This window comes from Winogradskyella sp. (assembly GCF_003712105.1).
Taxonomy (GTDB): domain Bacteria; phylum Bacteroidota; class Bacteroidia; order Flavobacteriales; family Flavobacteriaceae; genus Winogradskyella.
Genome location: NZ_RHLG01000001.1, coordinates 482,203 through 497,641, shown reverse-complemented (window position 1 = coordinate 497,641; position 15,439 = coordinate 482,203). Strand labels below are relative to the sequence as shown.

Annotated in this window: 14 protein-coding genes; 1 reads left to right on the top strand and 13 read right to left on the bottom strand. The window is 35.0% G+C overall.

The window, feature by feature from the left end; translation table 11 throughout:
• Positions 1-14 precede the first annotated feature (14 nt).
• The 4 genes from ED556_RS02365 to ED556_RS02350 all read right to left on the bottom strand — a co-directional run bounded on the left by ED556_RS02365 (position 15) and on the right by ED556_RS02350 (position 6,310).
• Entirely contained in the window at positions 15-1,931 is a 1,917-nt protein-coding gene (locus ED556_RS02365; RefSeq protein ID WP_296318938.1) for an OmpA family protein, read from the bottom strand.
• 19 nt (positions 1,932-1,950) lie between these two features.
• Positions 1,951-2,853: a type IX secretion system membrane protein PorP/SprF gene (locus tag ED556_RS02360; protein WP_296318937.1), complete on the bottom strand. Its 903-nt coding sequence runs from the start codon at positions 2,851-2,853 to the stop codon at positions 1,951-1,953.
• A gap of 43 nt (positions 2,854-2,896) precedes the next feature.
• Positions 2,897-5,257, bottom strand: a complete 2,361-nt coding sequence (locus ED556_RS02355) for a gliding motility-associated C-terminal domain-containing protein (RefSeq protein WP_296318936.1) — start codon at positions 5,255-5,257, stop codon at positions 2,897-2,899.
• Between the two features lie 108 nt (positions 5,258-5,365).
• On the bottom strand, positions 5,366-6,310 hold the full coding sequence (locus tag ED556_RS02350; protein WP_296318935.1) for an endonuclease: 945 nt from the start codon (positions 6,308-6,310) through the stop codon (positions 5,366-5,368).
• A gap of 94 nt (positions 6,311-6,404) precedes the next feature.
• Between ED556_RS02350 and hflX the strand changes: the two genes are divergently transcribed.
• Positions 6,405-7,616: a GTPase HflX gene (gene hflX / locus ED556_RS02345; protein WP_296318934.1), complete on the top strand. Its 1,212-nt coding sequence runs from the start codon at positions 6,405-6,407 to the stop codon at positions 7,614-7,616.
• A gap of 47 nt (positions 7,617-7,663) precedes the next feature.
• On the opposite strand, the gene ED556_RS02340 is transcribed toward hflX, so the two are convergent.
• The 9 genes from ED556_RS02340 to sufC all read right to left on the bottom strand — a co-directional run bounded on the left by ED556_RS02340 (position 7,664) and on the right by sufC (position 15,437).
• Positions 7,664-8,593 (bottom strand): DUF3078 domain-containing protein, encoded by a 930-nt coding sequence (locus ED556_RS02340; RefSeq protein ID WP_296318933.1) that lies wholly within the window; start codon positions 8,591-8,593, stop codon positions 7,664-7,666.
• A gap of 100 nt (positions 8,594-8,693) precedes the next feature.
• Complete coding sequence (locus tag ED556_RS02335) at positions 8,694-9,206, bottom strand: DUF2480 family protein (RefSeq protein ID WP_296318932.1); 513 nt, start codon at positions 9,204-9,206, stop codon at positions 8,694-8,696.
• On the bottom strand, positions 9,206-10,645 hold the full coding sequence (locus ED556_RS02330; RefSeq protein WP_296318931.1) for a hydroxymethylglutaryl-CoA synthase: 1,440 nt from the start codon (positions 10,643-10,645) through the stop codon (positions 9,206-9,208). The genes ED556_RS02335 and ED556_RS02330 overlap by 1 nt, the downstream gene beginning before the upstream one ends.
• 12 nt (positions 10,646-10,657) lie before the next feature.
• Positions 10,658-10,984, bottom strand: a complete 327-nt coding sequence (locus ED556_RS02325; protein WP_296318930.1) for a DUF59 domain-containing protein — start codon at positions 10,982-10,984, stop codon at positions 10,658-10,660.
• Position 10,985: 1 nt separating this feature from the next.
• Positions 10,986-11,408 carry a SufE family protein gene (locus tag ED556_RS02320; protein WP_296318929.1) on the bottom strand — a complete coding sequence of 141 codons (423 nt, stop codon included), beginning with the start codon at positions 11,406-11,408 and terminating at the stop codon, positions 10,986-10,988.
• A gap of 25 nt (positions 11,409-11,433) precedes the next feature.
• Complete coding sequence (locus tag ED556_RS02315) at positions 11,434-12,036, bottom strand: hypothetical protein (protein WP_296318928.1); 603 nt, start codon at positions 12,034-12,036, stop codon at positions 11,434-11,436.
• Between the two features lie 83 nt (positions 12,037-12,119).
• A complete protein-coding gene (locus ED556_RS02310; RefSeq protein WP_296318927.1) occupies positions 12,120-13,358 on the bottom strand; it encodes a cysteine desulfurase in 1,239 nt (412 codons plus the stop codon).
• Positions 13,359-14,672, bottom strand: a complete 1,314-nt coding sequence (sufD, locus tag ED556_RS02305) for a Fe-S cluster assembly protein SufD (protein WP_296318926.1) — start codon at positions 14,670-14,672, stop codon at positions 13,359-13,361. It abuts the gene before it with no gap.
• A 12-nt stretch (positions 14,673-14,684) separates the two neighbouring features.
• Positions 14,685-15,437 (bottom strand): Fe-S cluster assembly ATPase SufC, encoded by a 753-nt coding sequence (gene sufC / locus ED556_RS02300; protein ID WP_296318925.1) that lies wholly within the window; start codon positions 15,435-15,437, stop codon positions 14,685-14,687.
• Positions 15,438-15,439 lie beyond the last annotated feature (2 nt).

The window sequence follows — 15,439 nt, the reverse complement described above, 5'->3', positions numbered from 1 at the left end:
AGAGATTTATACTATTATTCTTCAGATGATGGTCCTCCGCTTACAATAAGGAACTCAGAACGTCTGTTTGTTTGGCGTTCTTCATCTGTACAATTTGTACCACACTTAATTTTTGGTTCTGTTTCGCCTTTTCCTTCGCCCGAGATCCTAGAGGCATTTATGCCTTTAGAAATTACATACTGAACCGTCGTTTTAGCTCTTCTGTCTGATAATCTTAAGTTGTAGGCATTAGACCCTATATAATCGGTATGTGATGTAGCTTTAACAACCAAATCGGGGTATTTGTTCATTATCTGAACGAGTTTATCTAGTTCAAACGCAGCTTTTGCAGTGATATTAGATTTATCGAAATCAAAATAAATTGGAGCAAGCTCAATCTTATCTTCAACTATTATTTTTTCAATTGGGTCTAAAGAGATTCTCACATTTTCTTCTTCGTCTCTAGTAGTTTTAACCGTAACTTTTTTACTATCGTAACCATCCATAACCACTTCTAGTTCAGATGTGCTTTCACATTCTACTAAAAATTCCACATGTCCTGAAGCGTCAGTATTTTTTGAAACAACCCTGTTACCTTGATCATCAACTAGAGTTACGGTTGCACCTTGAAGAGGTAATCTAGTTTCGTCATCTAAAACTTCAGCAATCACAATGACATCACATAGCGGTTGTAATTTTTTAAACTCATAAATATCATCGCTACCTTTTCCGCCTGCTCTATTAGAGGATACATATCCAGATTCGTTATCACTACTAATCGTAAATGCAAAGTCGTCAGCATTGCTATTAATAGGCACGCCAATATTACGTACAGGTGCAATTTTACCATCAATTTCTTTAGTATAAAACACGTCTAAACCGCCAAGACCCATATGGCCATTAGAAGAAAAGTAAAGTGTTTGGTCGCTACTTATAAATGGGAACATTTCTTGACCTTCGGTATTTACTTTTTGCCCTAAATTCTCTGGCGCACCGACACTACCATCAGCATTGATAGCAGCTTTATAAATATCGTAGTTACCGTAACCTCCTGGTTTATTAGATGCGAAATAAATGGTCTTCCCGTCTTGGCTCACAGAAGGGTTTTTTATCGAGTAATCCTTGCTGTTAATATCTAGAGCTTCTACAGTATCCCAATCAGCACCAGTTTTTGTGGCCTTAAAAAGATACAGTTGGCTATACTTTATACGTGTTAAAGAATCTTTTTCATATACCTTTTCAAAATAGCTTTCCCTTGTAAAATACATAGTATTACCATCTGGTGAAAATGCTGCTAATCCTTCGTGATATTTGGTGTTAATATCGTTATTTAGTTTTACCGCATCTAGGTAACCACCATCTGTATTTTTCTGAACAGCGTACATATCTAAGAATGGTTCATCATTCCACTTGTACGTCTTTCTGTTATCATTTCTGGCAGAGGCAAAATAAATGTTGCTTCCATTGACTGTACCGCCAAAATCAGATACAGGCGAATTAAATTCTACGTTTTGAAGATTAAACTTTTCCGTTTTTTCTAAAATTTTTGGCAGATAGTCAGGGTTTTCTTTAAATGCAATAGCTCTCATATCCGCCGGACGCATTGATGCAAAACGCTTCATCTGCTCATTTGAGGCTTCGTACTTACCGTTAGCTTTCAACATTTCTGAATATTTGTATACTAACTCAGGATTATCTGAAGACTCCAATGCTTTAGCATACCATTTTTCAGCATCAGCGGTATTAAACATATTGTAATAGCAATCGGCAAGCTGAGTGTAAACATAAGTATCACCATTGCCGTTTTCAATTAGTTTTTCATAGCTTTTTGCAGCTTTTACAAATTGAAATTGATTGAATTGCTTATCTGCTTTTTTGGTTTTAGAATTTTGAGCAGTTAAGCTTAAACTACTCAATAATGTGATTATAACTAATGATTTTAAAATTCTCATAATTGTTTAGCTTAACTGATTAAAAATATCTTGGTGAACGTGATGCACGTTTTGAAAAGTTTAAATCGAATAGAAGGAGCACTTCGTGTGATGCAGGAGCAAATGCATTGATGTCTGATGATACGGCATCATAAGCGTATCCTATTCTTAATGTTGGTGTAATTGCAAAATTTACAAGTCCAGAGAACGAGTCGTCCAACCTGTAAGATGCTCCAATCTCAAACTTCTTAAAAAAGCGCGCATTAAGATTGACATCGAAAGATGTAGGTGCATCAAATGCTGATTTCACCAAAAAGGAAGGTTTTAATTCTGTATTTTCTGAAAGGTCAAATACATATCCACCAGAGACAAAATAGTGCTGAGTTTCTGAACCAATATTATTTCCGTTTTGACTTAAATGTACTGACGAAAGCATATTAGGTACAGACACCGAAAAATAGTATTTGTTTGTGTAATAAAAGAGACCAGCACCAATATTCGGCGTTGTTTCATTTATGTTTTGAAAAAATGGATCATTAGGATTAATTAAAGCAATATTCGCTAGGCCAATATCATGAAAGGTGGCTCCAGCTTTTATCCCAAATGCCAGATTGTGGTCATCACCAAGTTGTAAAGTATAAGACACATCAACATAGGCGTTAGTTTCTTTTACAGGACCAAGTTGATCTGCAATAACAGATAATCCTAAGCCCAGATTATTTCCTATTGGTGAATGACCATAAAATGTACCAGTTTCAGGTGCACCATCAATTTCACTCCATTGATTTCTATAAACTAAACCAAAAGACAATCCATCTCTTGACCCAGCATAGGCAGGATTAATAATATTCATATTATACATGTACTGTGTATACTGAGGGTCTTGTTGGCCATATGTGTCTATTGCTAGAAGAAAAATGGCTAATATGATGAGTTTTTTCATGGGGAGAAATTAGTTTTAGTTAGTTTAATGGGTTAAGTCAAAATTAACGTTGAAGGTAAATCCACCCATCACGGGTTTCATCATTTTCTAATCGAGCAATATAAAAATATGTACCTACAGGCAACTCTCCATCACTGGAAGATTGTCCTACCCATTCATTTGTGTAATTTGATTTTTGGTAAACGGAGCGCCCTTGTCTATTAAATATCTCTATCTCTAAAACGTTAAATGCAGATAAATCAAATACATCATTCTTACTGTCATTATTTGGAGACAAGCCTTGAGGGAACACACACATAGCATTACTTACTTCTACATCTTTACTGTATACACATCCTAAATCTGTTGTTATTTCTACAGTATATACACCATCTACAGTAGCTACAAATGTTTCAGAGGTATTATTGCTTAAATCTGCACCAACAGGACCAAACCATTGGTAGGTAACAGTTTGTGGGTTAAAACTATTATCTATTGGCATTATTGTTATAGCATAGTCATTGCCCATACAACCTTGTTCTACACCAATTAAATTGGTGTCAAAATCAGTAACAACTAAGCTAAAATTTCCTACTGAATAGCAGGCCGAACTTATGTCTTGTTCCAGCCTAAAATATACAGTCTGCGGGTTGGAGGAATTTTCGTAGGATTCAGGATTTTGAATTTCATTTACAGCATTATCTGCATCGTCAAAAGTTTCATAGTACGAAATGTTTAAACCTGTTTGACCGTCTAGTATTGATGTGTCTTGATCTCTTAAATTAAATACTGCTGTACCAACAGCATTAGCGCAATTTACGAGTGGTTGCAATACACCTGACATTGGGCTTTCATCTAACACAAATACGGTTACATCATCTGAAAGTGTACTCGTACTGTTATCACTAGCTGTGTAAGTTACAGTTGCAGTATATGTAGTTGTTTGGTCGGGATCTACAACAATAGTAGTGTCATTACCAAGGGAGTTACCGTCTTGGTCAAACCACTCAAACACGTAATTTGGGTCTCCTTCTGGGACAAAACGCCAAAGCTCTTGCTCTGTTACTGACCAATTACCAGTATTTCTTCCCGGAGGTGTATAGCCAACAGTACCTGATGCATTTTGGATGCCAATAACAGCTAATCCATCATTCCAAGATTGACAGGTTGGTTTTTCAAGGACCACAACGTCTATAATGTTTGTTGCTTCATATAAAATAATTTGTTGTGTGGTAAGTAACTCATTACAACTAAAATGTGGGATGTGTACAAAGCTCACTTTAAATTGTCTGTTAGGTGCTTCACCAACAGTTGTATATTCTATATCGCCACCTTCACTAGGATCTATATCGTGATAAGCACCATGTATTGCGTTAGTTGGCAAATCAGAAGTTGGAATGAGCTCATCTGGTTCAAAACTCCATGGACAAAACTCGCCGGCTTCACTTATATCAAAGCTAACGAGGCCATTAGCTCCTATAACGACTTGACTATACGTTTGCCCAAAGAACTCAAAATTAAAACCTAGGTCAATAGCTTCAGACCACCTATCATCTATATTTAATCCTGTAGGCGTACCTGACAAGTCTTCTAAAGGACATTGAAAAGGATTTATATTATACTCACTTGTGTCGCTAGTCAAAGCGCTAGTAGCAAACGTAGCCGAAAGCATTACTTCATCAGTATTGGTGCAACCAGTACTCACATCACTACCAGCATTAATCATCTCACAATCTAATTGCGGACAAAAGGCTTGATTCAAAATTCCGCTTTGTAATGTACAGTTAATATCATCGGCATCACTAACTGTAATCACTACATCTGTACCATTTCCATAAGGTCCAAACATATATATTCCCGCTTCTGTAATTGTTTGTGTTGGGAAGCCAATATTATCATCAATATTAATTGATGCGGCATCACCTGTATCTGTAATATTAACTTCAACAGAAAACAGATTGCCTTGATCGCAGTTGCTAATAATATCATATTCTACAGTAGCAGGAATACAGGTAAGACACCTGTACTCAATCTCCCATGGTGTTAAAGTGGTGCTGTCATCGCAACTTATACTGGGATCGCTATCGATTTCTAGAAAAAGACTGTCTCCTGTGGATTCAGCTATAATTCCAGCTAAGTTGCCACTATTATTACCTTGAAATAATACAGTTCCAGTATTATCTGGTCCATCATAAATAGTGATATCATCACAACAGCTTTCTATTGGGCCATTAATGAATTCAATAATTACAGGAAAACCAGAAGTAGACGTAAAGGTAAAAGTTTCGGTTTCGTTATTGACATAACAGTAATTCAAGGTCTCTGTCCCAGCATCACAGTCAACATTTATGGTTGTTTGCGCTACTATATCTCCGGCAGAAAAAAGAAGATACGAAAGCACTAACAGAAGTAGCTTTAGTCTCATAAATTAGTTAGTTAGTTGAATCACAAAATTAGATTTTTAACTAAATTTTAATAAGAATCTCAAAGATAATGGACGAATTAACTACTTTCTCCGATAAATAGTTGGGTTTTAGCTATCTTCTTTCAATTCAATGTAAACGGGGAAATGATCACTATAGCCACCTTTATAGCGTTTGCCTACGTAAGTTCTAAAAGGTTGTCCTTGATATTTTCCGCGATATTGAGTCAGAAACTTAGAATTATAAACATCAGCTTTAGATAAGTTAAACTTTGTTGAAGTGACATTAAAAAAGTTTGTAGAGATTAATATTTGATCGAATATAAACCACTCAAAATCATGGTTTAGACTACCCTTTTGACTCGTAGATATTTTTTTAAAGGGATTATATAGGTGAGACTTTTCTTCAATAGATAATAGGCTATTGTTTTGTGGCGAATCATTAAAATCGCCCATAACAATAACTTTTGGGTCGTCGTAGTTAGAGTTTAAAACCTCAATCACTCTATTTACAGTTTCTGCTGCAGCCATCCGTTTGTACTCAGTTTCTTTTTGGCCTTGTCGTCTCGAAGACCAATGGTTAACAATAAAGTGAATTTGCTCATCATTGAGTCGTCCTGAAACTAGTAAAACGTCTCTAGTGTAATCTCTTGTGCCATCTTCTTTAGTAAGATATACAGAGAAGGTTTCAGAATTAGAAACTTCAAACACATCTGTATTGTAAATTAGAGCTACATCAATACCTCGCTCGTCTAATGAATCGTAATGCACAATATCATAATTATAATGCTTAAGGTGCTTACTATTAATTAAGTCCTCAACAACTGTTCTGTTTTCGACTTCAGCAACTCCAATAATAGCAGGTGGTAAATCCACATTATCTTCACCAATTTGCGACATAACTTTACTTAATTTTCTCAACTTTTTGTTATACCGTTTTTCTGTCCATCGTTTTGCTGAGGTTGGCAAAAAGTCATCATCATTAGTATGAATATCATCTTTAGTATCAAAGAGATTTTCGATATTATAAAATGCAATAGTGTGTTTAATACTCATAAGGCTAAAGATATAATTATTATACATAATGAGATATGATACAAATGCCTAAATTTGCGCTTTGTTTTCCTCTGAATAGTTCAGAACAGATTTTATGCTTGAAAAAAAAGACATCAATTTAGAAAAGGTTATACTTATAGGTATCGTTACCAAAAATCAGGACGAGGCTACATCAAAAGAGTATCTCGATGAGCTTGAGTTTTTGACCTATACTGCTGGTGGTGATGTGGTAAAACGTTTTACCCAAAAGCTAGATATGCCTAATCCTAAAACTTTTATTGGTACTGGGAAGATGCATGATGTACAAGAGTATGTAAAGGAATATGACGTTGGCACCGTAATTTTTGATGACGAATTATCGCCTGCTCAAGAACGAAACATAAGTAAAATACTGAATTGTAAAATTTTAGATAGAACGAACCTTATTCTCGATATTTTTGCGCAACGTGCTCAAACAAGCTATGCGCGTACACAGGTAGAGTTAGCTCAATGTCAGTATTTATTACCTCGACTTAAAGGAATGTGGACACACCTTGAACGACAAAAAGGTGGTATTGGAATGCGCGGTCCAGGTGAAACAGAGATCGAAACCGATAGACGTATTGTACGTGATAAAATCTCATTACTAAAAGCAAAAATAAAAACCATTGATAAGCAGATGGCTGTTCAGCGTGGTAACCGAGGTAAATTAGTTCGTGTTGCGTTAGTTGGTTACACCAATGTTGGTAAGTCTACACTAATGAACGTTATTAGCAAGTCGCAAGTATTTGCAGAGAATAAACTTTTTGCTACTCTAGATACTACCGTACGCAAAGTGGTTATTGGTAATCTGCCGTTTTTAGTTAGTGATACCGTAGGGTTTATAAGAAAGTTGCCTACACAATTGGTAGAGTCTTTTAAAAGTACTTTAGATGAAGTAAGAGAAGCAGATTTACTACTTCATGTTGTAGATATATCACATTCTAATTTTGAAGAACATATTGAATCTGTAAACCAAATTTTGGATGAGATAGAAAGTAAGGGCAAACCAACAATTATGGTATTTAATAAGATTGATGCATACCAAGCCCAACCTTACGATGATGAAGATTTAGTTGTTGAACGCACCAAGGCCAATTATTCTATAGACGAGTGGAAACAAACGTGGATGTCCAAAATAGGCGATAATGCCTTATTCATTTCTGCACTGAATAAGGAAAATTTAGATGAGTTCAGAAAGCGTGTATATAAAGAGGTAAGAGAAATACACATCACAAGATTTCCGTATAATCACTTTTTATATCCCGATGTTGAAGATATACAATAAAAAAAGAGGTCTAATCAAGACCTCTTTTTTTATGCTGTTTCTTTTATTTAGAAATTGTAGCTAATACCAAATGTATAATAGCTTTGTAAATCGTTATCTACATTATCAAAAGTTGCCATTGTATTACCTAGTGTATTTACTTGGTAGTTAAGTGCCTCTTGCTTGTTGCTACGTAAACCAAAATCAAAACCTAGCCCAATGCCTTTCCAAAGCGTATAGCTAAAAGAGTTAATCCATGTCCAGTTAGAGTAATCACTATCTTCATAGCTTGCAAAAGCAGAAAGATTAGTCTTGAAGTTTACTTTACCTAGCTTTTTTGTATAGTCAGCAACTATTTTAGCACCAGCAGATGAGTTAAAAATAGTATCGTCATCAGCAAATACAAAGTTGTAGTTGGCTGGATGAATAACAACTACTAAATCTGTAACTGGAGTCCAAGTAAAACCAATGCCAAGGTCTAAATAACCAGGATCATTAAAGTTGCTGAGTATTGTTGTTCTGTATTCTAATAATCCAGAAACTGCCCATTTATCACTTAATCTATGACCATAAAGTGATGTAATGTTAAATACATCTACTGTTGGTTCAAAATCATCACTATCTAATGGATTGTCTTTGTCGTCTAACTTTGTCCAATTAAGGTTAAGATTTAAGCTATTTCTCCAGAAATATTTTTCTTCAATTTTGTTGGCAAAACCATTTACAGTTAAGCCAATAGTACCAGAAGAGTTGTTAGGTGCGCCTTGTGCAAACCAGTTGTTAAAATTAGATAAACTGCCACCAATAGTTCCAAAAGCTCCAACGCGCCATCCTGGTAAGGCATCAATTTGAGCTTGAATTTCGTTAGCTTCAGCCTGATATTTATCAGCCTCGGCTTGTTTTTCAGCCTTTTGCTGTTCTAATTCTTCTTTTGTTTGTGCAAAGCTTAAACTTACGCAAAACACAAATGCAAGTGATAAAAGAATTCTTGTTTTCATTGTTTATAGTGTTTATGTTGATTGTTGTTTGTACAAATATATGGGGTTTCCGTATAAATTGTTCACTTATTGCATCTTAGATGCATTATATGGCAAAAAGTCACTTTCTTTTCTTTTTATATAAAGGAACTGCAGAACATGCCTCACCAAACATTATGGATTTAGCAATTGGTTTTAGTTTTTGTGAAAGAAGTATCAAAGCGTTTGCGGGTACAGGTTTATTAGAGCAACCTTTAATAATCACAGGTAAATCCTCGTAAGAGGCTACCTCTAAATTTGAAATAATATCGGTGTATATGATTGACTCTAATTGCTCTAAATTTCCGACAATAGAGAGTTTTGCAATATTTTGAAGCTGAATAGAAATAAGCATATATGCCCAATCTGGTACAATAGCCTCGGTAGAACAATGCAAGGCAACATAGGTGTCTTGATATTGGGTCCAATCATGGTCTGATACATACGCCCTAAATTCTTTTTCGCGCAGCACAAGACCTTCAAGAAGCCAATCTTTTATATCAAAAAGAATACGGCGTCCTTCAGGATAAAAATCCTCTAAATCTATGACCTTAAGTTTGCTGTTTGCAACTCTATTTACAATTTCTTCAGCCATTAACGCTTTACATTATATCTTCTAAGCCCATAGTTGGTGTCTTCTTTTTCTATAAACTTTAGAGCAATTTTACTACCATCTAAAACAGGCGAATCAACTTTTGAGGTGTGTATTTTTTCGTAAGTTTCAACATCTATTGATGTTCTGTTGTTTAAATAATCAAACAGGTTAATGTTATTTAATCTTGAAGTCCAATTTTTTTGAATAGTACCTTCAAAGACCTTAGATTTTGAACCACTGCCATAACCAATAAACCCAATAGTTTTATTAGTAATATCTATTGATTGATTATGGTTATGTGATAGGTAACTTAGTAAAGACATAAATATGGAAGCCGTATACATGTTGCCTATTTCTGATGAGGCTAACTCACCTGAGTTTATTTTTTCATTAATGAAAGTGTTATAAAGTTCTGATTTATAAGCAGCTTTCTGCCATGCTTTTTGGTCCGTATTTTCAGGATTGCCAATAGTATCTATTAAAGCATTATAGTTTTCAGTTTGTTTTAACCAATTTAACCAGTTGTCGAAAATGATTCTACGACCATGAAACGCGTATGGCAAATGAAAAATAAACTGACTCCAATCCTTTAAGAAATCAGTTTGCTTTTGCTCACCAAAATGCTCAAGTGCTTCCGTTATTCTGTCATTATAACAGGCGTTAGAAAATTGTCCATCAAATACAGGCTCTTCTTTGAATACTTCGACAACAGAGTTACTGTCTGACCAAAATTGAGATGATGTAGACTGAATAAATGTATCTATAGCATCTTCTGAAGCTTCAACATTAAACTCTTCGAGAACGGTTTTTAATAAGTCTTGCTTTTTGTAGGTGCGTCTAGGTTTAAAAAAATCACCTTCGCTCTTGGAGGCTACGCCCCAAGTATCATGTATTGATAAAATAGAAGGATTGTGACTTACCAAAACAGCAACTGCACCAGCACCTTGGGTATATTCACCAGTAGAATTAATATCGTACTTAGACAAATCAGATGCAATAACTACTGCTTTTCTTGACGAGTCTTGCTTTACCCAATCTAAACTATTGTGTAATGCATCTACAGCACCTACACAGGCAAACGTCATATCTAAAACATCACAGTTTTTAAAACTGCGAAGACCATGTTGTTTCTCAAGTTCCTTTTCAACAATTTCAACTGCGTAAGTAGCAGTTGGTTTAGATCCATCAACTGCACTTTCGGTACCAAGATAAACGCGACCTATTTCTCTAGGGTTAATATTATTTTGAACAATTAAGTTTAAAAGGGCATTTGCAGCAAAAGTCGCAGCATCTTCACCAATATTTGGGACGGCCATTTTTTCTAAACCTAATCCTCTTTTAAGTTTCTCAGCAGGGATTCCTCTTGCATGGGCAAGATGTTCCATTGAAACGTATAGTTGGGGCACATAAAATGCTATAGCATCAATTCCAGTTTTCATAATATCAGGCTTTTATAACATTCCTAACTCTAATTTTGCTTCTTCACTCATTAGATCTTGAGACCAAGGTGGATCGAAAGTAATTTCAACTTCAGCATCTTTTACTTCGTTGATAGATTTCACTTTCTCTTCAACCTCGAGTGGTAGTGATTCTGCAACTGGGCAATTAGGAGATGTTAAGGTCATCAATATTTTCACATCAAAATCTTCATTTACAAAAACGTCATATATTAAACCCAATTCGTAAATATCAACAGGGATTTCAGGGTCGTAAATTGTCTTTAATACACGAACAATTTTTTCACCGAGTACATTTGTATCTATTGTGGTATCGCTCATATTAATTTAATTGTGTTTGGTAGGCAATGGCATACATTTTAAGTTGTTTTATCATACTTACTAAGCCGTTTGCTCTTGTAGGTGATAAATGCTCTTTAAGCCCAATGTCATCAATAAAATCTGTATTTGCTTCTATAATGGAAGTTGGATGTTGATTTGAGAATACTCGGATTAGTATAGCTATAATTCCTTTAGTAATTATGGCGTCACTATCTGCAGTAAAAACTACCTTATCATCTTCCATATTAGCATGCACCCATACTTTACTCTGACAACCTTTAATGATATTATTATCAGTTTTATGGGCTGCATCAATAAGAGGTAATGTTTTGCCCAAATCTATCATGTATTGATAACGTTCTTCCCAATCATCAAACATGGAAAACTCATCAATAATTTCGTTCTGAATCTCTTGTATTGTCATTGCCACATATTTGACAACAAAAGTACTACTGTTTTTTAACTTTTTCTCCTACTGATAACACTTTATTAACGAGTTCTTTGATTTCTTCTGGAGGAAATCCATCGTCAAAAGTTGGTGTTATATAAGCTAAATCTCCTTGTTTAAGGGTCAATGTTGCATGAGCTGCACCATCATATAGACGTTTGTCCGTAGGTGCCTTTAAAGAACCCATGGCTTTGGTGTCTAACTTTTTTATAAGTGATTGTATAGTTTGCCAGTCATTAGCGTCACATTTGTATTCGTCCATTTTTTGAAGACTTCGATCTGTAGATAGTAAGACTTTATCTTCAGTAATGTAAACATACTTTGCAAATCCTCTTGATATAGCTTCATAAATTATAGCTGTACCGTAGTTTTTCTGTACAGCTTTTTCTTTATCTGTAAGCAGGTTTTTATCAAATGTATTTTTGTTAGACTTTGTTTCTGTCTTTTTTATGTCTTGTTTCTTTGGCTCTGTATTCGTAGCCACTTCTTTCTTCATTTCTACGTTTTCAACAACTGCTTTCTTAGAATCTGAAGCTGCTTCTTTTGAAGAATTGCAAGATTCGGTTAACATAACCACTGCTATAATGCTGAATAAAAATTTCATGAGTTCTCAGATTTTATATAAATATATTACAAATTGAGGATAACAGGAATTATGCCAAATCTAAAGTTTGGATCTTTCGTCTTTTAAGAAAGCATCATTACTGCTTTTTTTAAAGCAGAGATAAAGGTGTCAATTTCTTCTTTAGTATTGTAAAACATAAAAGAAGCTCTGATGGTGCCTGGTATTTTATAAAAGTCCATTATAGGTTGTGCACAATGATGCCCAGTGCGGACAGCAATGCCCATTTTGTCTAAGATGGTACCTATATCGTAAGGGTGAATATCACCAACATTAAAAGAAATAACAGAGGTTTTATGCTTTGCTGTACCATAAATCTTTAGATCTTCAATTTGAAGCATCTGTTGAGTAGCATAATTTAGAAGCTCATGTTCATAGTTGGCAATAGCATCAAAACCAACACTATTCATATAATCTAATGCTGCACCAAAAGCAATACCACCACAAACATTTGGTGTGCCTGCCTCAAATTTGTGCGGTAAGTTGGCATAAGTGGTTTTCTCAAAAGAGACTTCAGCAATCATTTCGCCACCACCTTGGTAAGGTGGTAATTTATTTAGCCATTCTTCTTTACCATAAAGCATTCCAACACCAGTAGGGCCGCATATTTTGTGAGCCGAACACACATAAAAGTCAACATCTAGAGCTTGAACATCTGGCTTGATATGTGGGCAAGATTGTGCACCATCCACTAAAACAGCAGCACCAACACTATGTGCTTTTTTAATAATGCTTTCAATAGGATTTATGGTTCCTAGAGCGTTAGAAATGTGATTTACAAAAACAAGTTTTGTATTATCATTTAAAAGTGAATCGAATTCAGATAAGATTAATTCACCATTTTCGTTCATAGGAATTACTCTAAGTGAAGCGCCTGTGCGTTCACAGAGCATTTGCCAGGGTACAATATTGCTATGATGTTCTAAAGCAGAAACTATAACTTCATCTCCTTTTTTTAGAACTGAAGAAAATCCATTAGCTACTAAATTAATACCATGAGTTGTACCTGAAGTATAAATGATCTCATGGCTATGTTTTGCATTAAAATGATTTTGAATTTTAATACGTGCTTCTTCGTAAGCATCAGTAGCTTCTTGGCTTAAAGCGTGGACACCACGATGTATATTAGCATTGTAATTGGTGTAGTAATCTACAATGACATCAATGACTTGCTGAGGTGTTTGCGAAGTAGCTGCATTATCGAAATAGATTAATGGCTTGCCATTAACTTTTCGGTTGAGAATTGGAAAATCCTGACGAATAATTTCAACATTAAAACCAGTATGATTTTGAGTGTTACTCATCTATAAATCAAACCCAATATTAACTCCTAGTTTATTGGCAATTATCTTAGTAATTCTGTTTTTTAACTCAGGGATTTTTACTGAATCTAATACCGTATTACTAAATGCATACATCAATAATCCTCGAGCTTCTTTTTCTGGAATACCACGAGAACGTAAATAGAATAAAGCACTCTCATCTAATTGGCCAATGGTACAACCGTGAGAGCAACGTACATCATCAGCAAAAATTTCGAGCTGAGGTTTTGTGTTTATAGTTGCCTTATCGTTTATTAAAATGTTGTTATTTGCTTGAAATGCATTAGTCTTTTGGGCTTCCTTTTCTACAACAACTTTTCCGTTAAAAACACCTGTTGAGTTTTCATCAAAAATACCTTTGTAATCTTGATGACTTTCACAATTAGGCTCAATATGATGTACTAAGGTATTGTGATCTACATGCTGTTTATCTCCAATGATGGTAACACCTTTCATTGTAGAGTCTATATGCTCACCATTTTGATAGAAATTTAAATTATTACGCGTTAATTTTCCACCAAACGAAAACGTATGCACTTTAGCATTACTATCATTCTTCTGATTAATAAACGTGTTGTCTATTAAAGTAGCAGATTGCTTATCATTTTGGATTTTGTAATAATCTACGATAGCGCGTTTATCTGCAAAAATTTCAGTAACGCTATTGGTAAGTGTTGGGTTATCAGTAAGGCTTTGATGGCGTTCTATAACCTGCACGTAAGCGTTTTCTTCAACAACAATTAGGTTTCTTGGCTGTAACATTAAAGCCGCTTCATTACCTGTAGAAAAATGAACAATTTGTATAGGCTTCTTTATCGCTTTATGTCTAGGAATATAGATGTATGCACCTTCAGCAGAAAATGCAGTATTCAAAGACGTTAAACCATCGGTAGTCGCAATTTTGTTGAAATAATTGTCAATTACAGGTTTATATTTCGCCTTAGTAAGTGCAGATGACATTAAGCAAACATCAATATCATCGTGTGTGGTTTCAGATAGGTGAGAAGCATATTGCCCATCAACAAATACAATTTTGTATGAGTCGATTTCATCAATTAAATACTTCTTAACTGTCTTATAGTCTAATGCTTCAATGTCTTTTGGGAAGACACTAAAATCTGTTTTTAAAACTGAATTTAGAGAGGTGTATTTCCAAGCTTCCTGCTTTTTTGTTGGGAAACCTTGAGTTTCAAATCTCTTAATAGCGTTAATTCTAATATCATGTATAGGCGAATCTACATTCACTGTATTTTCGAATGCCATGAAAGATGATATTAGTTTTTCTTTTAATTCCATAAGGCTTAATAATTAAGCGTTTACTTCTTCTTTAATCCAATCGTAGCCTTTAGCTTCAAGCTCATGAGCTAATTCGGCAGTTCCAGACTTTACAATGCGTCCGTTGTATAATACATGTACATAATCAGGAACAATATGGTCTAAAAGTCTTTGGTAATGTGTAATTACAACTACAGCATTGTCTTTTGATTTTAGCTTGTTAACACCGTTCGCAACAATTCGCAATGCATCGATGTCTAAGCCAGAATCTGTTTCGTCAAGAATAGCCAATTTTGGCTCTAACATTGCCATTTGAAAAATCTCATTACGTTTTTTCTCACCACCAGAAAAGCCTTCGTTAAGTGAACGTGATAAAAACTTTCGGTCTATTTCTAAAAGCTCTGATTTTTCACGGATAAGCTTCAGCATTTGGTTAGCGGGCATTTCTTCTAGGCCTTTAGCTTTTCGAGTTTCGTTAATAGCAGTTTTCATGAAATTAGTCACGGTAACTCCAGGAATTTCTACAGGATATTGAAACGACATGAAAATACCTTTGTGAGCACGTTCTTCCGGACCTAACTCTTCTAAGTCTTCTCCTTCTAAAATAATCTCACCTTCATCTACTTCATAATCTTCCTTACCTGCAATAACAGAAGCTAAAGTGCTTTTACCCGAACCATTTGGTCCCATGATTGCGTGGACTTCTCCAGGTTTAACTTCTAAGTTAATGCCTTTTAAAATTGGCTTATCTTCTACACTTGCGTGCAAGTTATTTATCCTTAACATAG

Excerpts from the sequence above, each read along its gene's own strand:
- ED556_RS02365 (WP_296318938.1), bottom strand. The coding sequence starts at position 1,931 with ATGAGAATTTTAAAATCATTAGTTATAATCACATTATTGAGTAGTTTA.
- ED556_RS02360 (WP_296318937.1), bottom strand. The coding sequence starts at position 2,853 with ATGAAAAAACTCATCATATTAGCCATTTTTCTTCTAGCAATAGACACA.
- ED556_RS02355 (WP_296318936.1), bottom strand. The coding sequence starts at position 5,257 with ATGAGACTAAAGCTACTTCTGTTAGTGCTTTCGTATCTTCTTTTTTCT.
- ED556_RS02350 (WP_296318935.1), bottom strand. The coding sequence starts at position 6,310 with ATGAGTATTAAACACACTATTGCATTTTATAATATCGAAAATCTCTTT.
- hflX (WP_296318934.1), top strand. The coding sequence starts at position 6,405 with ATGCTTGAAAAAAAAGACATCAATTTAGAAAAGGTTATACTTATAGGT.
- ED556_RS02340 (WP_296318933.1), bottom strand. The coding sequence starts at position 8,593 with ATGAAAACAAGAATTCTTTTATCACTTGCATTTGTGTTTTGCGTAAGT.
- ED556_RS02335 (WP_296318932.1), bottom strand. The coding sequence starts at position 9,206 with ATGGCTGAAGAAATTGTAAATAGAGTTGCAAACAGCAAACTTAAGGTC.
- ED556_RS02330 (WP_296318931.1), bottom strand. The coding sequence starts at position 10,645 with ATGAAAACTGGAATTGATGCTATAGCATTTTATGTGCCCCAACTATAC.
- ED556_RS02325 (WP_296318930.1), bottom strand. The coding sequence starts at position 10,984 with ATGAGCGATACCACAATAGATACAAATGTACTCGGTGAAAAAATTGTT.
- ED556_RS02320 (WP_296318929.1), bottom strand. The coding sequence starts at position 11,408 with ATGACAATACAAGAGATTCAGAACGAAATTATTGATGAGTTTTCCATG.
- ED556_RS02315 (WP_296318928.1), bottom strand. The coding sequence starts at position 12,036 with ATGAAATTTTTATTCAGCATTATAGCAGTGGTTATGTTAACCGAATCT.
- ED556_RS02310 (WP_296318927.1), bottom strand. The coding sequence starts at position 13,358 with ATGAGTAACACTCAAAATCATACTGGTTTTAATGTTGAAATTATTCGT.
- sufD (WP_296318926.1), bottom strand. The coding sequence starts at position 14,672 with ATGGAATTAAAAGAAAAACTAATATCATCTTTCATGGCATTCGAAAAT.
- sufC (WP_296318925.1), bottom strand. The coding sequence starts at position 15,437 with ATGTTAAGGATAAATAACTTGCACGCAAGTGTAGAAGATAAGCCAATT.